The sequence below is a fragment of the Pseudomonas sp. HD6515 genome, assembly GCF_024971855.1.
Taxonomy (GTDB): Bacteria; Pseudomonadota; Gammaproteobacteria; order Pseudomonadales; family Pseudomonadaceae; genus Aquipseudomonas; species Aquipseudomonas alloputida.
Map to the genome: position 1 here is coordinate 825,380 of NZ_CP079827.1, position 22,532 is coordinate 847,911.

Consider the following 22,532-nt stretch of genomic DNA (forward strand, 5'->3'; position numbering starts at 1 on the left):
CACTAACAACAGCATCAGAAAGAAGGATGTTTCTTATGAGGAAACTGCTCGGCTTGGCAGCGGCTGCTGCCTTTGTTTTGGGGCAAACGATGTCGGCACAAGCTGCCGATGTTTCGTTTTCGGTGGGGCAGACCGGCGATTCGACAATGGTTTACCGGCTAGGGCTGCAATCGAATTGGGATGCGAGTTGGTGGCAGACCAGCGTTGGTCGGCTGACCGGCTATTGGGATGGGGCCTACACCTACTGGGATGGCGACGAGACCGCAAGCAATCACAGCCTGTCCTTCGCGCCCGTGTTCGTCTATGAATTTGCCGGGGAGTCGGTGAAGCCTTACATCGAAGCCGGGATAGGGGTAGCGGCGTTCTCCAGCACCGAGCTGGAAAGCAACGAGCTGGGTTCGGCTTTCCAGTTTGAGGACCGCATCGGCTTTGGTTTGCGCTTTGCCGGCGGGCATGAGATTGGGGTGCGGGCGATTCACTATTCCAACGCGGGCATCAAAGAGCCCAATGATGGTGTAGAAAGCTACAGCCTGCATTACAGAATGGCGCTCTGAGTTCGCCTGCATTCGCCACTTCGCGGGCAATGCCCGCTCCTGCCGGCATACCACAGTACTCAAGGTCTGGGTAATTTGCAGGAGCGGGCTTGCCCGCGAAGACGGTAATGCTGATTTCAGGTGTTAACGCGCCAGCGGCCACAGGCTACTGAGGTCCAGCGTCTCCAGGATCAGTTCGGGTTCTCTCTGAGGCCAACGCCGCAGCAACTCCTCTGCGGCACTGCCGGGCGTCCACTCCTCCGGTATCGCCTGTGCCGACGTTAGCGTAACCTTCAACGATTGTGGCCCTACAATGGTCAGTGCTACCCCTTGGTCCTCAAGGGCCTTGCGTTGCTCACGCATCCATTGCGGCAAATTGTTCCAGCCCGCAGTCACCTGTGTCGGTGCAAACAGCTGCAACGCCGAATAGCGGTTGAAAAGCGCCATCACCTGCGGCGACCGACCCTTTTCCAGCAACGGCAGCGCTTTGCTCAGGCAATGCTCTGCGGCCAGCTGGTTGGTAGTGACGATCGCTTCGATCAGCTCACTGTCACTGGCATTGTCTGGCAGGTAATCGGTGGTGCCGGTGTTGAGGATCAGCCCGTCCAGCGAACACCAGGCATGGCAAATTTGTTGGCACGCATGGCTGACGTGTTGTTCTTCATGCAACTGCCACGGCAACCGCAACAATTGGCTGCCGTAGCGTGCCCCCAAAGCATCCAGTGCATCGCTATCCTTGCCACTCGCGGCAACGCGATGTCCTTCATCGAGCATCCGCTCCACCAAAGCCAAACCAAGTCCGTTGCTTGCGCCCGTAACCCAGAAACTGCGTGAGTTAATCAACACGTTATCCCCTAATTCTGCCGGCGTGGCAGCCCTTTGAACGCTTCCAGGGCCCGCTGGCGACTGCTGCTGAGATCTACGATTGGACTAAGGTAAGAAGTATTACCGAAAAGGTCCGTCGATTTAATGGGCTGATGGATGGCTTTTTCATCGAGTGCTTGTAGTTCTGGTACCCAGTGGCGAATGAAATGCCCCTGAGGATCGAAGCGCTGCGACTGCGAAACCGGGTTGAAGATACGGAAATAGGGCACCGCATCGGTGCCGGTGGACGCACTCCACTGCCAACCCCCGTTGTTGGCGGCCAGATCGCCGTCTATCAGGTTTCGCATGAAGTGTCGCTCGCCCTTGCGCCAGTCAATCAGCAGGTTCTTGCTGAGGAACATGGCCACGATCATGCGCAAGCGGTTGTGCATCCACCCGGTGTGCAGCAACTGGCGCATGGCGGCATCGATGATCGGGAAACCGGTGCGGCCCTGCTCCCAGGCCTCCAGGTCTGCCGGGGCGTCACGCCAGGGCAAGGCTTCGGTCTGGGCGCGGAAGGCGCGGTGGCGCGAGACCTGTGGATAACCGCTCAGGATGTGCTTGTAGAACTCCCGCCAGAGTAGCTCGTTTATCCAGGTCTGCACGCCCATGCTGCCACTGTCGAACTCGCCCCGGTTGCTGGCCAGTGCACCGTGCAAGCATTGGCGGGGCGAAATCACGCCGGCGGCCAGGTAGGGGGAAAGCTGGCTGGTACCAGGCTTGGCAGGTAAGTCGCGCAAGTGGTGGTAGTCGTCGATGGTTTCGTCCAGGAAGCGTGACAGGCGGGACTGTGCCTCAGCTTCACCGGCTGGCCAGTGGTCGCGCAGTGCGGGCGTGGTTTTTCCGAACCCCTCTACATGTTGCGGGATTGGGTCGCTGCCGATGTTCAGCGGGGCCTGGCGCTTCACCCGCCGTGCCAGGGCCGGCAGGCTGCGGTGCAGATGCTCCAGGCAGGTTTTCTTGAACTGGCTGAACACCTGGAAGTAATCGCCACTGCGAGTCAGTACGGTGCCCGGACGGAAGAACAGCTGGTCGAGGTAGCTGTGCGCCTGGATGGCCGACTTTTCCAGCAGTGCCCGGGTGGCATCATCCCGGCGCTGCTCATTGATGCCGTACTCCTCGTTCCAGTGCACGCTTTGCACCTGGTGTTGGCGACAGACATCGAGCACCGCCTGTGGCGCCTGGTCCCAGGTATCGATTGTGCGGATCAGCAGGGGTATGTTCAGCTTTTCCAGTGATTGGCGCAGGTCATGCAGGTTACGCAGCCAGAAGTCGACTTTGCAGGCGGCATCGTCATGGGCTTGCCATTGTCCGGGGCTGACCAGCCACAGGGCGATGGTCGGGCCGCGCTCGGTGGAGGCGCTGAGTGCAGTGTTGTCATCGATACGCAGGTCGCTGCGCAGCCAGGTCAGGTGCATGGGGCATTTATCTCTACAGGCTGTCGATCATGGGCTTGAAGCACGCGCAATGCCGCCTGCGGGGTGTCGAACAGGAAAAGGTCGGGTAGCTCAAAAGCCTTCAAGCGGGCTTCATGCAGCGCCAGCGTGGCACCACCCAACAGCTTGGGGATTGGTAAGCCTTGCAGGGTGCGCAGCAACGCCTTGTCGTCGATGCGTGGGCCCAAGTGCAGGAGTAAGGCGCGTGGTTTGAGCGCGTTGACGGCGCTTAGCAATTGCGGGCCTGCGACGGGCTGCTCGAGCACCTCGACCGGGAAGCCATTGCTGGTGAGCAGCCAGGCGCACAACCATAAGTCTGGGCTGAAGGTGCGTTCGCTGTCTTCGGCCAGCAACACGGCGGGCCCTTGCAGCAGCTGGTTGTCGTGGTACACGCGGGCACCGAGCTTGCTGCGCAGCCAGCTGTGGAAAAACACCTGCTCCAGCCGAGCGTTGAAGTAATTGCGCCAGCGCTGGTCGAGCATGTCGAGCAGCGGCAGCAGCAGTTGTTCGCACAGGGTGACTGCCGGGTACAGCGCCATGGCCTGGTTAAGTTGCTGGTCGAGGGCGCGCTGTGAAAGGCCGGCGATGGCTTCGATCAGCTGGAATTGCCTGGCTTGCCAGTCCCCCTTCGGTGGGGTGCTGGCGGGTTTGTCGAGCAACTCGCGGACTTGGCCGACCGACGCGCCACGCTGCAGCCAGGCCAGGACCGCCTCGACGCGTTCGACCTGCTCAAGTGGGTACAGGCGATGCCCCTTGGCGGTGCGCTGTGGCTTGAGCAACCCATACCGGCGCTCCCAGGCGCGCAGGGTGACCGGGTTTACGCCGGTGCGACGGGCAAGTTCGCCGATGGGCAGCAAGTCCTCAGACCGCATTGCGCAAACCCAGGCTCTCGGGGTGCGGCTGCAGGTAGGCTTGTTGCTGCAGGTAGGGGTCTGGGTGCTTGCGCAAATGGTGTTTGAGCAAGGTCAGTGGCACTACCAGTGGTACCACGCCTTGTTGGTATTGGCCGATGACTGCCTGCAACTCGGCCTTGTCCTGCTGCGTCAGGGCATCCTTGAAGTAACCGCTCAGGTGCTGCAGCACGTTACTGTGGGTGCCGCGGCTCGCACAGCGGCGCAGGGCTTGCATCAGCTGGCTGAAATAGCGCGGGCCGATGCTCTGTGGTTCATCAGCCTTGCTCATGCTGCCAAGCAGGCGGCCGAGGGTGCGATAGGCCTGGGGGTTATTGGCCATCAGCAAATACTTGTAGCGCGAATGAAAGCGTACCAGCGCGCCACGGTTCAGGCCCTCGGCCAGCAGGCGCTGCCAGTCGGCGTAGGCGTAAACGCGGCTTATGAAGTTCTCGCGCAGCACGGGGTCATGCAGGCGGCCTTCTTCCTCTACTGGCAGGTCCGGGCGCAATGCACAGAAAGCCTGGGCATAGACGCCGCGCCCACCATGCACGGCCGGGTGGCCATTGTCCTGATAAACCTTTACCCGTTCCAGGCCGCAAGAAGGTGACTTCTGCATGAAGATGTAGCCGCAGATGTCGTCAAGTTCGTTGGCCATCTGCTCGCCATAGGTGCGCAGCGGGTCGGTCAGGTCCTTGCCGGGGTCGCGGGTGCCGACCACTTCGGGTTGCTCGGGGTTGCCGACCAGGCGAATCGGGTCGCGCGGAACACCCAGGCCGATTGCCACTTCCGGACACACAGGTAGCCAGTCGAAGTGCTGTTCCAGCTGTTTACGGCACAGGTCGGAGGCCTTGTGGCCGCCGTTGTAGCGCACGCTGTGCCCGGTCAGGCAGGCGCTGATGGCGATACGCGGCTTGCGGTGGGCGGAAGGGTCGTGCATGGCTGCCTCCGAAAATAAACCTGTACGTGACTCGAAACTTGTACAGGTTTATTTCAGCACAGCGCTGAAGTTATGCAAACTAGTATTTTTGTATAGTTCGGCATCACTCAAGGTGTTCGAGCAAGCGCCGCGCCGCTTCCTGGCCACTGAGCCATGCGCCCTCGACGCGGCCGGACAGGCACCAGTCCCCACAGGCGTACAAGCCCTGGTCGGCATCGGCCAGTGCGCCCCACTCATGGTTGCTACTGGGGCGGGCATAGAGCCAGCGGTGGGCCAGGGCGAAGGTGGGCGGCGGTACCACGCAGCCGACCAGTTCGGCGAATTCACCCCACAACTGTTCGATCACTTCCTCCTTGGGCAGGTCGATGTGTTGCCGGCTCCAGTCTGAGGTCGCGTGCAGTACCCAGGTGTCCAGGTGCTCGTCGCGGCCGGGCTTGCTGCGATTGCGGGCCAGCCAGTCCAGCGGGTTGTCCTGCACGAAGCAGCCTTGCATTGGCGTATCCAGCGGTGCCTGGAAGGCGAGGGCGACGGCCCAGGTAGGTTCCATTTGCACGCCAGCGGCAACGGCAGCCAGCTTCGGTGTGGCGGCCAGAAGTGGCGTGGCCTGCGGAGCCGGGACGGCGATGACCACACGGCTGTAGGGGCCGTGGCTGCAACCTTCGGTGTCTTGCAGGTGCCAGTACTGCTTGCCGCGAAACACTTCCGCTATGCGGCAGCCGAAGTTGACGGTGGCGTCCTTGAGCAAGCCGCGGGTAATGGCGCTCATGCGTGGCACGCCTACCCAGCGCGTCTGCTCGTCAGGGGAGGGGGTGAGTTCGCCGTCACGGTAGTTATACAGTTGAGGCTTCCATTGTTCGGCCCAGCCGGCGGCCACCCATTGCTGCACCTGATCGACAAAGCGTCGGTCACGGGCAGTGAAGTACTGTGCGCCCAGGTCGAGCGCGCCGGCTTCGCTGCGCTTGCTGGCCATGCGCCCGCCACTGCCGTGGCCTTTGTCGAACAAGTGCACGGATTGCCCGGCCTTTTGCAAAGCCTGGGCGGCTGACAAACCGGCGATGCCGGCCCCGATGATGGCGATAGGTATTGTCATGATGGCCTCTTCAAACCTTGCTGTGAGCAGACTACGCTGTCAGGCAAACCTGTACAATGCAAAAATTCTGTATAAGGTTATTCCGTGTTGGCGGGCAGGTTGGCCTATGTTTATCCGAGAGCGTCGGGTCAAAAAAGTGCCTTGCTGTTAAAAATAGACCACCGATGCATTCTGCGAGGACACAGCCATGCATATATTGCTGACAGGTGGCACCGGTTTGATTGGCAAGCATCTGTGCCAGTACTGGCTGGGCCAAGGGCATCGGCTTACGGTTTGGAGCAGGCGTCCTGAACAGGTGGCAAAAATCTGTGGTAGCGGGGTGCGTGGTATCGCGCGCCTGGAGCAGCTGGAGGCCGACGATCATCTTGATGCGGTGGTCAACTTTGCTGGTGCGCCGATTGCCGACAGGCCCTGGACGGCCGCCCGGCGCAACGTGCTGTGGGCCAGCCGTGTCACCCTTACCGAGCAATTGCTGGCGTGGTTGGGCACCCGTGAGCAGCGCCCGGAGGTGCTGATCTCCGGCTCTGCGGTAGGTTGGTACGGAGACGGTGGCGAACGCGAACTGACCGAGGCTTCACCCCCGGTGCGTGAAGATTTCGCCAGCCAGTTGTGCATTGCCTGGGAAGAGACCGCCCAGCGTTCGCAAGCCCAGGGGATCCGCGTGGTACTGGTCCGTACTGGCCTGGTGCTGGCCAGCGATGGCGGCTTTTTGTCGCGCCTGCGCATGCCCTTCAAACTGGGGCTGGGCGGGCCTTTGGGCGACGGGCGGCAGTGGATGCCCTGGGTTCATATAGACGACCAGGTCGCCCTGATTGATTTTCTCTTGCAGCGCAAGGATGCCAGCGGTCCTTATAATGCCTGCGCGCCGGAGCCTGTACGCAACCGTGAGTTTGCCAGGCGACTGGGCCGAGCCCTGCATCGGCCGGCGCTGTTGCCAGTGCCGGCATTGCTGCTCAAGGCCGGGCTTGGCGAGATGTCGACCTTGCTGCTGGGAGGCCAGCGGGCGCGCCCGGTACGCTTGCTGGAAGCAGGCTTCACCTTCCGTTTCAACGATCTGCAATCGGCGCTGGACAACCTGTCCAGTGGCCTCTGACATAGGACGCTGCATGACCGATCACGCCCTGCTGCTGGTCAACCTGGGTTCCCCGGCCTCCACCTCGGTGGCCGATGTGCGCCGTTACCTCAACCAGTTCCTCATGGACCCGTACGTGGTCGACCTGCCGTGGCCGGTGCGGCGCTTGCTGGTGTCGCTGATCCTGATCAAGCGCCCTGAGCAGTCGGCACACGCCTACGCTTCGATCTGGTGGGAGGAGGGCTCGCCTCTGGTTGTGCTGACCCGTCGCCTGCAGGCAGCGATGGTCGAGCACTGGCCCCATGGCCCAGTGGAAATTGCCATGCGCTACGGCCAGCCAGCGTTGCCTGATGTGTTGGAGCGGCTGGCCGCCCAAGGTGTGCGCAAGGTGACTTTGGCGCCGCTTTATCCACAGTTCGCCGACAGCACGGTGACCACGGTGGTCGAGCTGGCAAAACAGACCGTCAGCGAGCGCCAGTTGCCGTTGCAGATGCGTGTGCTGCAGCCGTTCTACGAGCATCCGGCGTACATCGAGGCACTGGCTGCCAGTGCCCGGCCGTACCTTGAGACGGGTTACGACCACCTGCTGTTGAGCTTCCATGGTTTGCCGGAACGGCACCTGAAAAAGCTGTTTCCGAAAGGGGTCAAGCACGACCTGCGTGCTGCCGATTGCTGCCACGGTGCAACCGCCGAAGTACGTTCGGTTTGCTATCGCGGGCAATGCCTGGCCACGGCCAAAGCCTTTGCGCAGAAAATGGGCATACCTGATGGCAAGTGGTCGGTATCGTTCCAGTCGCGGCTGGGCCGGGACAAGTGGATCGAACCCTACACCGAGACGCGGTTGGATGAACTGGCCAAGGCCGGTGTGAAGAAGCTGCTGGTGATGTGCCCGGCATTTGTGGCGGATTGCATCGAGACGCTGGAAGAGATAGGCATGCGTGGCAGCGAGCAGTTTGTCGAGGCGGGTGGCCGGGAGCTGGTGCTGGTGCCGTGCCTGAATGATCACCCGGAGTGGGTGAGGGTGTTGGCTGATATGAGTGAAAAGGCCTGAATCGAAGGGGCCGCCTTGCGGCCCCTACCGACCGTTTATACATCCAGCTTCTTGTGCTTCCAGCTGTCATTACCCGGCAGAATCAGGTTCAGCGCAATAGCCACAATGGCGCACAGGGCAATACCCTTCAGGCCCCAGTCATCCGGGCCGTCACCGCTGCCGATCAGCACGCCGCCGATACCGAACACCAGTGTCACCGAGACGATCACCAGGTTGCGTGCTTCGCCCAGGTCAATCTTGTGGCGGATCATGGTGTTCATGCCCACCGCTGCAATCGAGCCGAACAGCAGGCACAGAATGCCGCCCATCACCGGCACCGGGATGCTCTGCAGCAGCGCGCCGAACTTGCCGATGAACGCCAGGGTAATGGCGAAGACCGCCGCCCAGGTCATGATCTTCGGGTTGTAGTTCTTGGTCAGCATCACCGCGCCGGTCACTTCGGCATAGGTGGTGTTGGGCGGGCCGCCGAACAGGCCGGCTGCAGTAGTCGCCAGGCCGTCGCCCAGCAACGTCCGGTGCAGGCCAGGCTTCTTCAGGTAGTCACGGCCGGTCACGCTGCCCACTGCAATCACCCCGCCGATATGCTCGATCGCCGGCGCCAGCGCAACCGGGACGATGAACAGAATGGCCTGCCAGTTGAACGCAGGGGCGGTGAAATTGGGGATTTCCAGCCACGGTGCGGCAGCGATCCTGGCGGTGTCGACCACGCCAAAGGCGAACGACAGGGCAAAGCCCACCAGCACGCCGGAGATGATGGGCACCAGGCGGAAAATGCCCTTGCCGAATACGGCAACGATCAAGGTTGTCAGCAGCGCTGGCATCGAGATCAGCATGGCCGTCTTGTATGGCATCAGCGCTGTACCGTCCCCACCTTTGCCCATCGCCATGTTGGCGGCGATCGGTGCCATGGCCAGGCCGATGGAGATGATCACCGGGCCGATCACCACCGGCGGTAGCATGCGGTCGATGAAACCGGTGCCTTTGATTTTTACCATCAGGCCCATGAAGGTGTACACGAAGCCAGCAGCCATTACGCCGCCCATGGTCTCGGCCAGGCCGAACTGGCCTTTGGCGAGGATGATCGGCGTGATGAAGGCAAAGCTCGAGGCCAGGAACACCGGTACCTGACGTCCGGTGACCAGCTGGAATAGCAGGGTGCCGATGCCGGCGGTGAACAGCGCGACGTTCGGGTCGAGGCCGGTGATCAGGGGCATCAGCACCAGCGCGCCGAATGCCACGAAGAGCATCTGCGCGCCCGAAACGACCTGGCGCCAGAGCGGGTCGTTGAAGCCGTCCTGCATGGTCAGGCGTCCTTTTGCTTGGTGCCGAAGATCTTGTCACCGGCATCACCCAGGCCTGGCACGATGTAGCCGTGCTCGTTCAGGCGCTGGTCGATCGAGGCGGTGTAGATCTTCACGTCCGGGTGGGCTTTTTCTACCACCTCGATGCCTTCTGGCGCGGCGACCAGCACCATGGCGCGAATCTCTTTGCAGCCGGCCTTTTTCAGCAGGTCGATGGTGGCAACCATCGAGCCGCCGGTGGCCAGCATCGGGTCGATGATCAGGGCCAGGCGCTGGTTGATGTCCGGCGCGAGCTTTTCCAGGTAGGTGTGGGCTTCGAGGGTTTCTTCGTTTCGGGCAACGCCGACGGCGCTGACCTTGGCACCCGGGATCAGGCTGAGCACGCCGTCGAGCATGCCGATGCCGGCGCGCAGGATCGGTACTACGGTGATCTTCTTGCCGGCGATTTTTTCAACCGAGACCTTGCCACACCAGCCGTCGATCTCGTAGGTTTCGAGGGGCAGGTCCTGGGTGGCTTCATACGTCAGGAGCGCGCCGACTTCCTGGGCGAGTTCGCGAAAATTCTTGGTGCTGATATCGGCACGGCGCATCAGGCCAAGCTTGTGGCGGATCAGCGGATGGCGGATCTCACGAGTGGGCATAGGGGAGGGCTCCGAAAGGCGGGCAAAAAAGTGCCGGTGTCAAGTCTTTCGCGCAAATCACGCAGGGCTTGAAACCGTATATGGGACAGTAGGTTAGCTCTTTTCGGGGCCGCTTTGCAGAACCGCGGCTTCGTCGGCTAGGAGCCACATAAGAGCGTCGGGAGAGAAAGCCGCATCGCACCGTGTCGTGCTGGATTGCCGAGGAACGGCGGGCCTGTCGCGTCATCATAGCCCAAGAGGCTTGGCGGCATCCAGAATGAAGAACGCGCAGCCGGTGGCTGCGCGTTCGATGGATGCCGTTGGTATGTGACGCCATCATGTCGGCTTCGATGGCGCGCTCCGGGTCGCCGTGCCCTTCCTGAATCCCCGATCCCCCGCCATGAACGCCTCCAGCATGTGCGGGATCAATTTCTCTGCATCGACCACCTCGCCATACGCCTGCGCGTGCAGCGAGGCGTAGCGGTCGAGGTCGGCTTTCAGGCTTGCCGGGCAGGCGAAGGTCAGCTTGACACTCTCGGTCTTGGGCAGAGGCCCGAGCCGCAGCTTCTTGGTCGTGGTCATTGCGAAGCTCCCCGGTTAAAGAACAGGGGCTGGTACGGCCGCAGCACCAGATCCCGGTTGACGATGATCCGCACCGGCAGGCCGGGCCGCGTGGTCAGCGTCGGCTGGATGTTCATGTTGCGCCGGGTGATCTCCTGTCCGACTTGATTGATGCTGTCCTGGGCGCTATCACGCCCGGCGATGACGATGCGGTTGCCGTCCTGGCGGTTCTCCGGCGCGGCCAGTTCGGCGCCCACGCCCAGCAGCGTCGTCAGCACCGCGCCCGAGACGATGCGCTTCCAATGCCAGTCCACGTCGTCCTCCAGGCCGGCGTAGCCCGCTGGATCGGTGCCCACAAGGTTGTCGAGCGTCAGCGATGAGGTATCCGGCAGGATGACCCGGTTCCACACCACCTGCACGCGGCTCTGCCCATAGCTGACCTGGCTGTTGTACTTGCCCAGGATGCGCGACCCCTGCGGGATCAGCAGGAACTTGCCCGTGGCCGTGTCATAGACCGGCTCCGTGACAGTGGCGATCACGTCGCCCGGCAAGTCTGACTTGATGCCAGTCACCAGCGCGGCCGCGATCACGGTTCCGGCCATCACCTGATAGGGCGACGCCGGCAGCGCCAGATTGCCGGAATTGCGGGTTTCCGTAGAGCCGGCTTTCAGGAACGCCTCTTTCTGGTCTTGCCGGTTCTGCACGGCAGTCGGGTCGGCGGGCTGGGCCGCCGTCGAGGCCGGCCCGGCAGCGAGCGGGTCGAAGGCCGCGAGTGCGCTTGCACCGCCGGGCGCACCCGGCGCCGCCTGCGCTATCGTGGCGGCCGCCTGCCCTTGGCCGCCCGAGCGGAAGAACACCGACGAAGCCGCAGCGGCTTCCGCCTCCTTGCGCAAGGCGTCGTTGGGATCGTGGCCAGGGGCCGCGTAAGCGGCCACGGCCGGCTGCTGCGAGTTCACGATGGCCGGGCCGAGGTCGCCCGGTAGCGGCCGCCCCAGCTCGGGCACTTTCGGCGTCAGCTTCGAGTAGTCCGCCGGCAGGCCGTCCAACCCTTCGGACTTCGAGACACGATCGACGTTGTAAAGCTCGGTCTGCTCGCCCGCGCCGCGCCGCTGCGGTTGCAGCGACCAGATCGTGGCCCCGAGCACGGCGACGGACAGGCCGCCGACGAGGATGGCCAGCGTGCGCCGATTCAGGCGAGTGACTGGGCGCGGCTGGGCGCGCAGCGCCACCGCCTCCGGCGCGACCTTGCCCGCCTGTGGCGTGGCGAGGTCGGGGGTGTCGTCCTGGCTCATGGTCAGTTCCTCCGCGCAACGCCGTCCGTGCGCTCAATTCGCACCACGTCACCCTTGTCCCCGCCCAGGCGCAGTTCGGCGGCGCCGAACAGCCGATCCACGATGTAGTACGGCGAGCGGAAGCGGTAGTTGACCAGTTGCCCGTCGCCTTCCGGCCCGATCACGAACAGCGGCGGCAACTCGCCTTGCGCGATACCGGGCGGGAACTGGATATAGACCTTCGCGCCGTCGTCGAACGCGCGCAGCGGCTTCCACGGCGGGGTGCTGCCGCTGACCGCGTAGCGAAAGCGCAGGTTCTCCAGCGACAAGCCGGAGTCCACCGGCGCGGCGGCGCTGGCCGCCTGCGCTTGGCGCTGCAAGGCCAGCATCCGGTCACGCGGATACTCCCAAGAAGCCGACGCCATCCACGTCTTTTCCGTCGAAGCCAACTCCAGCAGGTACGTCCTGCGGTTGGTGGTGATGACGAGATTGGTCTTGAGGCCCGAGCGGATCGGCTTGACCAGCACATTGACGCGCAGGTCAGCACCGCTGCCGCTCGACGTATCGCCCACGATCCAGCGCACGGTATCACCAGCGGCCACCGTCACCAGCTCCTCGCCCGGCTGGAGCGAAATCACGGTCACGCGGCCTACGGCTGCATAGACTTGGTAGAGCGCGCCATCGGTGAACGGCCACACCTGAATCGCGTTGACGTATCCCTCGCGCGTGGGTGCGACGCGCGCCTCGGCATTGGCCCGTGAGACGCGCACCTTCTCGTCGGCTGGCTCCGGCGTGGGCTTGGCGTCCTCGGCTTCGGGCAATGGCTTCAACTGCGCCGGCATCGGCAGCACCTCGGGCACGGCCACCACCTCCACCGGCGCGGGTGGCTCGGGTAGCGGCTGGGCCTGCACCGGCTGCTCATCGAGCGAGATGGTCGGCGGTGGCTTGCCCTGCGTGGCGCAGCCCGCCAGGGCAAGCAAGATCACCGGCAAGGCGGATTTACGGAAAAGATCATTCATGGCTTGGCTCCTTCGGAAGAATCCAGTTCGCGGCTCCACGACAGGCCGTTGACGTAGATGCCCAGGGGGTTCTTGCGCAGGCGTTCTTCGGTGCGCGGCGGCTGGAGCACGATGGACACCACGGCCGTCCACCGCTCCAAGCCCGCCGCGGCTCCGTTGACGTAGCGGCGTTCCGTCCAGCGCACGTTGAAAGACGTGTCGCTGGCGCGCACGACGCTGGTGATCTGCACCGTCACCGACTCCTTGCCGATGCGCGCGAACGGGTCGTTGACCCGTGCGTAGTCGTTGAGCACGGCCGCGCCCTTGTCGGTCGTGTAGTCGTAGGCGTCCAGCCAGTTCTGGCGGACGACGATGGGGTCGATGGACAGCGAGCGCACCAGCGTCACGAAGCGCGCGATGTGGTGCGCGGTCTGCGCATCGTTGGGCCGGTATGGCGTGGCGGCTTCGCCCACGGCGCGTACCTGGCCCGCGTTGTCCACCTCCACGACGTAGGGCGTCACGATGGATTGCGCCGAGCGCCACACCAGGCCGCCGGCCATCAGCAGCGCAAGCGTCAGGCAGCCGAAGGCCATCAGGCGCCAGTTCTTCGCCTGGACGCGCGGCGAGCCGATGCGCTCGTCCCACACCTGGCCGGCAGCTTGGTACGGCGTGGCAGGCTGCGGCGTGTCGGCGTAGCGCACCTGCGGTTTCTTGAATCGCATGGTCAGTTCTCCTTATGAATCGGAATCGCGCAGGCTCGGCCCTTGGCCGGAGCCGCCGCCATCGCCACCGCGCAGCGTGTGGGCGGCGGTGGTCGCGGCATGGGTGAGTTGCTGGCGGCGATGCAGCCGCTTGGCCCAGGCGGGCTGTTTCTGTGTCTGCGCCGTAGCGGCGCCGGATGCGGCCTCGCCTGCGGCACCCTGACCGGATGCCGCGCCCGCGCCGCCATCGGCAGCAGCGCCATTCCAGCCAGCGCGGAAGGGAGCGGCTATGCGTTGCCCGGCAGCGGAAGCGCGGGATGCAGCACCTCGCCCGGCTGCCTGCGCGCCGGTCTTGGCGACGTTGCCCAGGCCCGCCATTGCGCCTTTCGCACCACCACCTGCGGCGGCGGAGCCGGCCTGGAACGCCGATTTCGCACTACCAGCCGCCGACGTGGCGGCACGCGCACCAGCGCCGGCCAGCTTGGCGGCAGCCGGGGCCATGCGCGCGCCAGCGGCCACGGCACCGCCTACGCCCGTCGCAGCGGCGCCAATGGCGACGGCCGTGCCGGCAGCGCCGACAGCAGCACCGGCCATTGCGCCCGCGCCGAGTTGCGGCGCACCGGACACGAGGCCCGTGGCAATGCCGGGGCCGAAGATCCCCAGCGCCAGCAGCGTGAGTGAGGCCAGCATGATGACCAGCGCGTGGTCGATGGACGGCTCGGCGGGATGGACTTGGAACTGAGCGAACAAGCCCGAGCCGATACCGACGATCACGGCCAGCACCAGAACCTTGACGCCGGAGGCCACCACGTTGCCTAAGACCTTTTCGGCGAGGAACGCGGTCTTGTTCCAGAGCGCGAATGGCACCAGCACGAATCCGGCGAGCGTGGTCAGCTTGAACTCGATCAGCGTGATGAACAGTTGGATCGCCAGCACGAAGAAGCACAAGACCACGATCAGCCACGCGAGGAACATCACCACGATGGGGTCGAGGTTCACGAACACTTCGGGAAAGCCCGCCATCTCGCCGATCTGCTCCAGAATCGGCGCCCCGGCGTCGATGCCGGTTTTCGCCAGCCGGCCCGGCTGCAAGAAGTTCTCCATCGTGATGGCCCAGCCGGTGGCGGTGATGCCCAATCCCGCAAACGAGCGGAACACGATGCTGGCCAGCCAGTTGAAGTTATTGATGATGTAGGCGAAGGCACCGACGTAGAGCACCTTGCGCAGCAGCTTGGCGATCACGTCCTCGCCCTGGCCGGTGGCATGGCTCATGGCCCAGTACAGGCCGGCGATCGTCATGTCGATGACGATCAGCGTGGCCGTGAGGAACGCCACTTCGCCCCGCAGCAGCCCGAAACCCGAGTCGATATAAGCGGCAAAGGTGTTGAGGAACTGGTCGATGATGGTCACGTCATTCATGGCGTGTCCTCCGGTTCGGCGGGATCGGCCGGCGCCACGCCATCGGCCGGCTCCTCGAAGCTCGGCGGGATCGGCGGCAGGTCGGCCAGCGTCTGGTACTCATCCGGCCCGGCCTGGCCGGAGAAGAAGCGCCGCCGGAAGGCTTCGGCGGCGGCACGGCAAGCGTCCTCGCCCGTGGCCTGCCGGTCGGCCGCGCATTGCGCGCGCAATGCCTTGAGCCGCACGGGATCGGCGGCCAAGGCATCGGCAAGGTGGTCGGCCGGCTGCTCGCCGCAAGCGGCCAGCAGCACGACACCAAGGGCGAGGACGCATCGCATGGCGGCCTCCCGTCAGTTGCCGTAGAAGTTCACGGACTGCGGCGTGTACGGCGTGCCGTCGCCGAGGAAGCGCCGCCGCACCTCGCGGGCGCGCTCCGTGGCTGCCGCCTGCCGCGCCAGCTCCAGCGATGCCGCCCGGTCTTGCGTGATCTGGAGCCGCTGCGACTGGATCGACTGCTTGGCCTGCAAGGCCAGCAATTGATTCATGGCCTGCATCGCCTGCAACGCACCTTCGGCCGACTGGCTCTTGCCCACAAGATCGGCCAGCACGCTTTCGTCTTCGCCCAGGTTCTGCGACACCTGCGCCTGCATCTGCATGGTGGTCTGCAAGCCGTTGAGCGTGTTCCGCCAACGTTCCTGCGCGTCGCGGTACATCTGGTCGCCGCTGACGGTGGCGGCGTACTGCTCGGGATACAGGCGCGCGAACTCCCGATCCAGATTCGTCACGTCGTAGGCCAAGCCCCTGGCCTGGGCGATCAGCCGCTCGGTGGTCGCCAGATTGGCGCGCAACTGGTTCACCACGCTGGACGGCAGGCTGGCGAGGTTGCGCGCCTGGTTCATCAGCATCTGCGCTTCGTTCTGAAGCTGCTGGATTTGGTTGTTGATCTGCTCCAGCGTGCGGATCGCGGTCAGCGTGTTCTGCACGAGGTTCGTGGGATCGACCACGACCCATTGCGCATGGGCGGTGGCGGTGCAAAGCATGGCCGCGATGGCGGCGGCAATAAGACGCTTCTTCATGGCAGGTTCTCCAAGGGTTGGTCAGCGAGGGAACCCGGCGCGAGGCCGGGGAACGAGGGCAGCAGGTCGGCCGCCCAATCGAGGCCGCGATGGCGCAGCCAGGCGCCCGCGAAGCCGGGCACGCCGGCGTCCAGCAGCACGCGGTCTATGTCGCGCTGGTCTTGCGGCGTGGAAGCGCCCGCAAACGCCAGCGCCGCCGGCCCCAGGTCGAGGTCGAACAGGCGGTTGCCGAGGCGGGATTGGTAGTAGTAGTCGCGCTTGGGCTGCGCGGTGGCGACGATTTCGATCTGCCGCCTGTTGAGGCCGAAGCCCTCGTAGATCGTGCGAATCTGCGGCTCGGTCGCCTGCGGGTTGGGCAAGAAAATCCGACTCGCGCAGCTTTCGATGATCGCGGGTGCGATGCTCGAATCCTTGATGTCGGCAAGGCTCTGCGTGGCGAATATGACGCTGACGTTCTTCTTGCGCAGTGTCTTGAGCCACTGGCGGATACGCGCGGCAAACACCGGGTCATCGAGGAACAGCCATGCTTCGTCGAGGATCAGCAGCGTGGGCGCCCCGTCGAAGCGTTCATCAAAACGCGCAAAGAGGTAATGCAGCACGGCCATGACGGCGGCCTTGCTGTGCATCAGCTCCTCCATCTCGAAGCACTGCACGTCGGCCATGCCGAGGCGGTCATGGTCGGCGTCCAGCAGCTTGCCGTGCGCGCCACCGAGCACATAGGGCGACAGCGCCTGCCGCAGCGTGTTTGATTGCAGCAACACGGAAAGTCCCGTCATCGTGCGCTGCTCCACCGGCGCACCGGCGAGACTTCCCAGCGCCGACCAGATAGCCGCCTTCTCGTCGGGGCCGACCGCCACGCCTTCGTGCAGCAAGCGGCCTTCGATCCATTCGGCGGCCCAGGTGCGGTAGCCCTCACGGTCGATGCGCGCGAGTGGCTGGAAGGCGATTTCGCCATCCGTGCCCAAGTCGTAGTGTTCGCCGCCCAGGCCCAGGATCGTGGCCCGCATGGAACGGCCCATGTCGAAGGCGAAGATGCGCGAGCCGCGATAGCGGCGAAATTGCATCGCCAGCGTGGCGAGCAAGACCGACTTGCCCATGCCAGTCGGCCCCGCGACCAGCGTGTGGCCCACGTCGCCGATGTGCGTCACCAGCCGGAACGGCGTCGCGCCATCGGTGCGCGTGACGATCAGCGGCGGGCCGTCGAGGTGGTCGTTCTTCTCCGGCCCGGCCCATACCGCCGACACCGGCATCATGTGCGCCAAGTTCAGCGTCGAGACGATGGGCTGGCGCACGTTGGCGTAGGCGTTGCCGGGGAGCGAGGACAGCCAGGCATCCACGGCATTGAGCGTTTCAGGGATGGTGACGAAGCCCCGACCCTGGATGACGCGCTCCACCATGCGCAGCTTCTCGTCGGCGACGGCGGCGTCCGTGTCCATGACGGTGACGGTCGCCGTCAGATAGCCGAAGGCGACTTGATCGCTACCCAACTCCTGCAAGGCAGCGTCGGCGTCGGCGGCCTTGTTGTTGGCGTCGGTATCGACCAGCGGGCTTTCCTGCTGGAAGATCGTTTCACGCAGCAGCGCGATGACATTCTTGCGCTTGGCGAACCACTGGCGGCGCAGGCGCCCCAACTCCCGTTCCGCCTCGGATTTGTCGAGACACAGAAAGCGCGTGCTCCAGCGGTACGCAAAGCCGAGGCGGTTGAGGTCGTCCAGAATCCCCGGCCAGGTCGAGGTCGGGAAGCCGCGCACCGACACCACGCGCAGGTGCTGGTCGCCCAGCATGGGCGCCAGGCCGCCGACCAGCGCGGAATCGGTCAGCAGCGCGTCGATGTGGAACGGCACTTCGGGCACGCTCACGCGATAGCGCCGCGTCGAGATGGTCGCGTGCAGGTAGGTCAGCGTCTGGCTGTCATCGAGCCAGTCAATTTCCGGCATCACGCCGTCGAGCAGGTCGAAGACGCGATCCGTTTCCGCGACGAAGGCTTGCAGCCGCTCGCGCCAGTCCACGCCATTCGTCGGCGTGTTCTCGTAGAGCATCTTGGCTGCACGGGCGCGGGATTCTTCCGGCGGCAGGTAAAGCAGCGTCAGGTGATAGCCGCTCTCGAAGTGATTGCCCGATTCCTCAAAGGCGGCACGGCGTTCTTCCTCCACCACCCACGAAAGCGGCTCGGGAAACTCCGAGTGCGGATAATCGGCCGCCGGCCGGCGCTCGGCTTCGATGAATAGCGCCCAGCCCGATCCCATGCGGCGCAGCGCGTTGTTCAACCGCGCCGACGTGGCGACCAGTTCGCCTTGCGTCGCGCTGTCGAGGTCAGGCCCGCGAAACCGGGCCGTGCGCTGGAAACTGCCGTCCTTGTTCAAGACGACGCCCGGTGCGACCAGCCCGGCCCAGGGCAGCCAGTCGGCAAGTAAGGCCGGGCGCTGGCGGTATTCGGCGAGGTTCAGCATCGCGGCGTCCTCCCCTCACACGTCCAGCAGCGGGCGGTGCTTGATGTGCCGGGCGAAGACCTGCATGAACTGCGGATCGACGCGCGCACCCCACACCGCCAGCGAATGGCCGACGATCCAGAGCACCACGCCGGGAATCCACAGTTGCAGGCCCAGGCCGACAGCGGCGGCCAGCGTGCCGTTGGCGATCGCCACGGTGCGCGGCGCACCGCCCAGCAGAATCGGCTCGGTCAGCGAGCGATGCAGCGGCACCTCGAAGCCGTCCGCGAAGGTGTCCGGGGCACTCATACGACGGCCCCGCCGGAGAAGCTGAAGAACGACAGGAAGAAGCTCGACGCCGCGAAGGCGATGGACAGACCGAACACGATCTGGATCAGCTTGCGGAATCCGCCGGACGTGTCACCGAACGCGAGCGCGAGGCCCGTGGCGATGATGATGATGACCGCGACGATGCGCGCCACCGGCCCCTGGATGGATTCGAGGATGGATTGCAGCGGGCCTTCCCACGGCATCGAGGAACCGGCGGCCTGCGCGGTTCCGGCCAGGAACAGCAGCAGCGCGGCCAGCAACAGCCCTTGCCCCGCAGGGCGGGCCAGGCAGCGCAGCTGCGCAAGACGCAAAGCCGGATTTGCAGAAAAACGGAAAGCAGGAATGGTCATCTGCGTCATGGCAGTTCTCCAAGTGAGTCAGGGGATGGGGATGTCGCCGCAGCGGGTGCGGCATCGGGACGTGGCGGCAGCTCGGGAAACGGCGTTTCCAGCGCGTCCGCCAGTTGGTAGCCCACGCCGTCGAAGCCGACGACGCGGGCGATGCTCTCGATGCGGCGCTTGCGCCCGCGTCCGGCGATGTGGATCACCACGTTGACCGCCTCGGCGATCAGCGCACGGGGCGGATTCACCGCCACTTCGAGAATCAGTTGCTCCAGGCGCAGCAGCGCGCCGAGCGCGGAGCCGGCGTGGATCGTGGCGATGCCGCCGGGGTGGCCCGTGCCCCACACCTTGATGAGATCCAGCGCCTCGGCACCGCGCACCTCGCCGACGACGACGCGATCAGGGCGCAAGCGCATGGACGAGCGCACCAGTTCGGTCATCGACACCACGCCCGCGCGGGTGCGCAGCGGAACGTGGTCGCGGGCCGCGCATTGCAGTTCCACCGTGTCTTCGAGCACCAGCACGCGGTCGCCGGTGGCGGCGATTTCGGCGAGCAAAGCATTGGCGAGCGTGGTCTTGCCGCTGCTGGTGGCGCCGGCAATCAACACGTTCTGCCGCTCGCGCACGGCACGAACGAGAAAGCCCGCCTGCGCGCTGGTCATCATCCCGTCGATGACGTACCGCTCCAGCGGAATCACACCGATGGCGCGCTTGCGCAGCGCGAAGGCCGGCCCTGGCGCTGCCGGCGGCAAGATGCCCTCGAAGCGTTCGCCCGTCTCGGGCAACTCGGCGGACAGCAGCGGCTGGCCGCGATGGACTTCCGCGCCGACGTGGGCCGCGACCAGGCGGATGATTCGCTCGCCATCCGCCTCGGGCAGTTCCACGCCCATCGGCGCACGCCCACTGGAAAGCCGATCCACCCAAAGGGTGCGATCGGGATTCAGCATCACCTCCACCACGTCCGGGTCTTCGAGCGCAGCGGCGATTAGTGGCCCCATCGCCGTGCGCAGCATCTGGATGCGGCGGTCGAGCGACGTGGCACTCATGGACTGCGGAATGGCGCTCATGACGCACGCTCCTGCGCTTGCGCGGCTGCCGCCGCGTCTTCCATCCGCATCGGGTCGGGATGCAGTTCCTCCACCACGTCGCGCACCAGGCTGCGGCCCCGCAGCAGGTGGCGACCAAGCTGCTCGGTGAACTGCTCGAAGCGCGCCTTGCCCTGGGCGCGCGCCGCGTCTTGGTGCGCCTCGGGAACTGGCGTGCTGACGGTCAAGTAGTAGCGGATGAACAGCGCCAGCGTTTCGATGGCGATGTTCTGGTCGCGCTCCATGCGCTCGGCTTGGCGCGACAGGCGATCAAGCCGCTTGGCAATGGCCGCCTCGCGCTGGTCGGCAGCATCGGGCGAAAGCCACGATGCGAGCGCCGCCGCGACGATGGACGACTTGGACACGCCTTTCTTGGCGGCCAGCTCATCGAGCCGCTTGGCGTGCTCCGGCTGGATGAACAGGTTGAGGCGGTAGTGGCTCATAGCTCGATTCCGTCGTTGGGGTCGAGGGAAGCCAGCCGGGCCGTGCGCTGCATGGCTGGATCGAGCTGGCGAGGAAGGGGAAGCGGCAGGTCGTCGTCGTCATCGAGCAGCCCAAGGTCGGCCGCGGGAGCGGCCAGCTCGGGGTCGTAGGCGACGGTTTCGGAGAGTTCGGGCTGACGGCGCGGGCCGCCGTCGTCGGTCGAACCCAAGTTCTCCAGGCCATCGGCGGATGCGGCGGCCAGTGCAGCGGGCACGGCAGGAATCGCCAGCCCGCTCCAGTCGTCGGGCCGCGACGGCGGCGCGTCGGCGTACTGCCCGTCCGCCAGCGCGGGCGGCGGCAGCACGCGACGCTTGAAATTGGCGTCCGCGTAGTAGCGCAGCTTCTTGGCCTTGATCGGCGCCACGCTGGACACCATCACCACGGCCTCGTCGGGCGGAAGCTGCATGACTTCGCCCGGCGTCAGCAGCGGGCGCGCGGTTTCCTGGCGCGACACCATCAGGTGGCCCAGCCACGGCGCGAGCCGGTGGCCCGCGTAGTTGCGCTGGGCGCGCAGTTCGGTGGCCGTGCCCAGCGTCTCGGAAATGCGCTTGGCCGTGCGCTCGTCGTTCGTGGCGAACGTCACGCGCACATGGCAGTTGTCGAGAATCGAATGGTTCTGGCCGTAGGCTTTGTCGATCTGGTTGAGCGACTGCGCGATGAGGAAGCTGCGGATGCCGTAGCCCGCCATGAAGGCCAAGGCCGTCTCAAAGAAGTCGAGTCGTCCCAGCGCGGGGAACTCATCGAGCATCAGTAGCAGCTTGTGGCGGCGCTCGATGCCATCGGAGCCATCGAGCGATTCGGTGAGGCGCCGGCCGATCTGGTTGAGGATCAGGCGGATGAGCGGCTTCGTCCGCGAGATGTCCGAGGGCGGCACCACCAAATACAGCGACACCGGATGCTCTGCCGCGATCAGGTCGGCAATGCGCCAGTCGCAGCGCGATGTGACTTCGGCCACCGTGGGGTCGCGGTACAGGCCGAGGAACGACATGGCGGTGCTCAACACGCCGGAACGCTCGTTGTCCGACTTGTTGAGCACTTCGCGCGCCGCCGAAGCGACGACAGGATGCGGCCCATCGCCGAGGTGCGGCGTGGTCATCATCCGGTGCAAGGTCAGCTCGAAGGGGCTGGCCGGGTCGGACAGGAAGTTGGCGACGCCGCGCAGCGTCTTGTCTTCGCCCGCGTAGAGCACATGCAGGATGGCGCCGACCAACAGCGCATGGCTGGTCTTTTCCCAATGGTTGCGCTTCTCCAGCGCACCTTCGGGATCGACCAGAATGTCCGCGATGTTCTGCACGTCGCGCACCTCATGCGCGCCGCGCCGCACCTCCAGCAGTGGGTTGTAGGTCGCCGACTTTGCATCGGTGGGGTTGAACAGCAGGCAGTGGCTGAAGCGGCTACGCCAGCCGGCAGTGATCTGCCAGTTCTCGCCTTTGATGTCGTGGATGACGGCGGACGCAGGCCAGGAAAGCAGCGTCGGCACCACCAGGCCGACACCTTTGCCCGAGCGTGTGGGAGCGAAGGTCAGGACGTGTTCCGGGCCTTCATGCCGCAGGTACTGGCGGTCGTGCTGGCCGAGGAATACGCCGGCCGGCTGCGTCAGACCCGCCTTGCGAATGTCATCCGCGTTCGCCCAGCGCGCCGAGCCGTAGGTCGTGACCAGGCGCGATTGCCGTGAGCGCCAGATCGACATGCCGATGGCGACCACCACCGCCAGCAGGCCGCTGCCACCCGCGATGGCGCCGCCGGTATCGAACACGCGCGGCGCGTAGGCATCGAAGAAGAACCACCACTCAAACAGCTTCCACGGGTGGTAGATCGGTGTGCCAAGAAGATCGAACCAGGGCGAGCCAAGGCGTAGCTGATAACCAAGGGCGGCTGCTGTCCATTGTGTGGCGCCCCACACGCCGGCGATCACGATGCCGAATACCACGGCGATCTGACCGAACAGCACGTTCGTCCCTTGCATTACCTGGCCTCCGATTTCCCCTGCGCTTCTTCCTCATGGAAAGCGCGGCACAAGGACGTGCCGCTAGCGTCAGGATCGGTGCCAGGTCAGTGCCGG

23 protein-coding genes are annotated in these 22,532 nt (G+C 64.9%); 3 read left to right on the top strand and 20 right to left on the bottom strand.

Features of this window, described 5'->3' with window-relative positions; translation table 11 throughout:
* Positions 1–35: 35 nt before the first annotated feature.
* Entirely contained in the window at positions 36–554 is a 519-nt protein-coding gene (locus KW568_RS03905; RefSeq protein ID WP_004575884.1) for an acyloxyacyl hydrolase, read from the top strand.
* Between the two features lie 123 nt (positions 555–677).
* On the opposite strand, the gene KW568_RS03910 is transcribed toward KW568_RS03905, so the two are convergent.
* The 5 genes from KW568_RS03910 to KW568_RS03930 all read right to left on the bottom strand — a co-directional run bounded on the left by KW568_RS03910 (position 678) and on the right by KW568_RS03930 (position 5,753).
* Positions 678–1,376: an SDR family oxidoreductase gene (locus KW568_RS03910; RefSeq protein ID WP_033725213.1), complete on the bottom strand. Its 699-nt coding sequence runs from the start codon at positions 1,374–1,376 to the stop codon at positions 678–680.
* 11 nt (positions 1,377–1,387) lie between these two features.
* Positions 1,388–2,815, bottom strand: a complete 1,428-nt coding sequence (phrB, locus tag KW568_RS03915; RefSeq protein ID WP_004575883.1) for a deoxyribodipyrimidine photo-lyase — start codon at positions 2,813–2,815, stop codon at positions 1,388–1,390.
* On the bottom strand, positions 2,806–3,705 hold the full coding sequence (locus KW568_RS03920; protein WP_003247379.1) for a MerR family transcriptional regulator: 900 nt from the start codon (positions 3,703–3,705) through the stop codon (positions 2,806–2,808). Before KW568_RS03920 ends, phrB begins: the two co-directional genes overlap by 10 nt.
* Positions 3,695–4,663, bottom strand: coding sequence for a DUF523 and DUF1722 domain-containing protein (locus KW568_RS03925; protein ID WP_003247377.1), 969 nt, complete (start codon positions 4,661–4,663; stop codon positions 3,695–3,697). Before KW568_RS03925 ends, KW568_RS03920 begins: the two co-directional genes overlap by 11 nt.
* Before the next feature lie 103 nt (positions 4,664–4,766).
* Positions 4,767–5,753 (bottom strand): NAD(P)/FAD-dependent oxidoreductase, encoded by a 987-nt coding sequence (locus tag KW568_RS03930; protein ID WP_003247375.1) that lies wholly within the window; start codon positions 5,751–5,753, stop codon positions 4,767–4,769.
* Positions 5,754–5,940: 187 nt separating this feature from the next.
* Here KW568_RS03930 and KW568_RS03935 point away from each other — a divergent pair, with 187 nt between their 5' ends.
* On the top strand, positions 5,941–6,846 hold the full coding sequence (locus KW568_RS03935; RefSeq protein WP_004575882.1) for a TIGR01777 family oxidoreductase: 906 nt from the start codon (positions 5,941–5,943) through the stop codon (positions 6,844–6,846).
* 13 nt (positions 6,847–6,859) lie between these two features.
* Entirely contained in the window at positions 6,860–7,876 is a 1,017-nt protein-coding gene (gene hemH / locus KW568_RS03940; protein ID WP_003247370.1) for a ferrochelatase, read from the top strand.
* A gap of 35 nt (positions 7,877–7,911) precedes the next feature.
* Here hemH and KW568_RS03945 read toward each other — a convergent pair whose 3' ends face one another.
* The 15 genes from KW568_RS03945 to KW568_RS04015 all read right to left on the bottom strand — a co-directional run bounded on the left by KW568_RS03945 (position 7,912) and on the right by KW568_RS04015 (position 22,436).
* Positions 7,912–9,177: a uracil-xanthine permease family protein gene (locus tag KW568_RS03945; RefSeq protein ID WP_003247369.1), complete on the bottom strand. Its 1,266-nt coding sequence runs from the start codon at positions 9,175–9,177 to the stop codon at positions 7,912–7,914.
* A 2-nt stretch (positions 9,178–9,179) separates the two neighbouring features.
* Positions 9,180–9,818: a uracil phosphoribosyltransferase gene (upp, locus tag KW568_RS03950; RefSeq protein WP_003247366.1), complete on the bottom strand. Its 639-nt coding sequence runs from the start codon at positions 9,816–9,818 to the stop codon at positions 9,180–9,182.
* Between the two features lie 315 nt (positions 9,819–10,133).
* Positions 10,134–10,379 carry a DUF2274 domain-containing protein gene (locus KW568_RS03955; protein WP_031636880.1) on the bottom strand — a complete coding sequence of 82 codons (246 nt, stop codon included), beginning with the start codon at positions 10,377–10,379 and terminating at the stop codon, positions 10,134–10,136.
* Positions 10,376–11,650 carry a TrbI/VirB10 family protein gene (locus tag KW568_RS03960; protein WP_034023500.1) on the bottom strand — a complete coding sequence of 425 codons (1,275 nt, stop codon included), beginning with the start codon at positions 11,648–11,650 and terminating at the stop codon, positions 10,376–10,378. The genes KW568_RS03955 and KW568_RS03960 overlap by 4 nt, the downstream gene beginning before the upstream one ends.
* Positions 11,651–11,652: 2 nt before the next feature.
* On the bottom strand, positions 11,653–12,648 hold the full coding sequence (trbG, locus tag KW568_RS03965; RefSeq protein WP_034023498.1) for a P-type conjugative transfer protein TrbG: 996 nt from the start codon (positions 12,646–12,648) through the stop codon (positions 11,653–11,655).
* Positions 12,645–13,349 carry a conjugal transfer protein TrbF gene (gene trbF, locus KW568_RS03970; RefSeq protein ID WP_005304512.1) on the bottom strand — a complete coding sequence of 235 codons (705 nt, stop codon included), beginning with the start codon at positions 13,347–13,349 and terminating at the stop codon, positions 12,645–12,647. Before trbF ends, trbG begins: the two co-directional genes overlap by 4 nt.
* A gap of 12 nt (positions 13,350–13,361) precedes the next feature.
* Positions 13,362–14,747: a P-type conjugative transfer protein TrbL gene (gene trbL / locus KW568_RS03975; protein ID WP_034023495.1), complete on the bottom strand. Its 1,386-nt coding sequence runs from the start codon at positions 14,745–14,747 to the stop codon at positions 13,362–13,364.
* Positions 14,744–15,064 (bottom strand): hypothetical protein, encoded by a 321-nt coding sequence (locus KW568_RS03980; RefSeq protein ID WP_031636888.1) that lies wholly within the window; start codon positions 15,062–15,064, stop codon positions 14,744–14,746. Before KW568_RS03980 ends, trbL begins: the two co-directional genes overlap by 4 nt.
* A 12-nt stretch (positions 15,065–15,076) precedes the next feature.
* Positions 15,077–15,802: a P-type conjugative transfer protein TrbJ gene (gene trbJ, locus KW568_RS03985; protein ID WP_017677040.1), complete on the bottom strand. Its 726-nt coding sequence runs from the start codon at positions 15,800–15,802 to the stop codon at positions 15,077–15,079.
* Positions 15,799–18,252, bottom strand: coding sequence for a conjugal transfer protein TrbE (gene trbE / locus KW568_RS03990; protein WP_034023493.1), 2,454 nt, complete (start codon positions 18,250–18,252; stop codon positions 15,799–15,801). The genes trbJ and trbE overlap by 4 nt, the downstream gene beginning before the upstream one ends.
* Positions 18,253–18,267: 15 nt before the next feature.
* Positions 18,268–18,540, bottom strand: a complete 273-nt coding sequence (locus KW568_RS03995; RefSeq protein WP_003103993.1) for a VirB3 family type IV secretion system protein — start codon at positions 18,538–18,540, stop codon at positions 18,268–18,270.
* Complete coding sequence (locus KW568_RS04000) at positions 18,537–18,920, bottom strand: TrbC/VirB2 family protein (protein WP_031636907.1); 384 nt, start codon at positions 18,918–18,920, stop codon at positions 18,537–18,539. The genes KW568_RS03995 and KW568_RS04000 overlap by 4 nt, the downstream gene beginning before the upstream one ends.
* Positions 18,917–19,969 carry a P-type conjugative transfer ATPase TrbB gene (gene trbB / locus KW568_RS04005; protein ID WP_031636909.1) on the bottom strand — a complete coding sequence of 351 codons (1,053 nt, stop codon included), beginning with the start codon at positions 19,967–19,969 and terminating at the stop codon, positions 18,917–18,919. The genes KW568_RS04000 and trbB overlap by 4 nt, the downstream gene beginning before the upstream one ends.
* Complete coding sequence (locus tag KW568_RS04010; RefSeq protein WP_003111089.1) at positions 19,966–20,430, bottom strand: ribbon-helix-helix protein, CopG family; 465 nt, start codon at positions 20,428–20,430, stop codon at positions 19,966–19,968. Before KW568_RS04010 ends, trbB begins: the two co-directional genes overlap by 4 nt.
* On the bottom strand, positions 20,427–22,436 hold the full coding sequence (locus tag KW568_RS04015) for a conjugal transfer protein TraG (protein WP_031636910.1): 2,010 nt from the start codon (positions 22,434–22,436) through the stop codon (positions 20,427–20,429). Before KW568_RS04015 ends, KW568_RS04010 begins: the two co-directional genes overlap by 4 nt.
* Positions 22,437–22,532 lie beyond the last annotated feature (96 nt).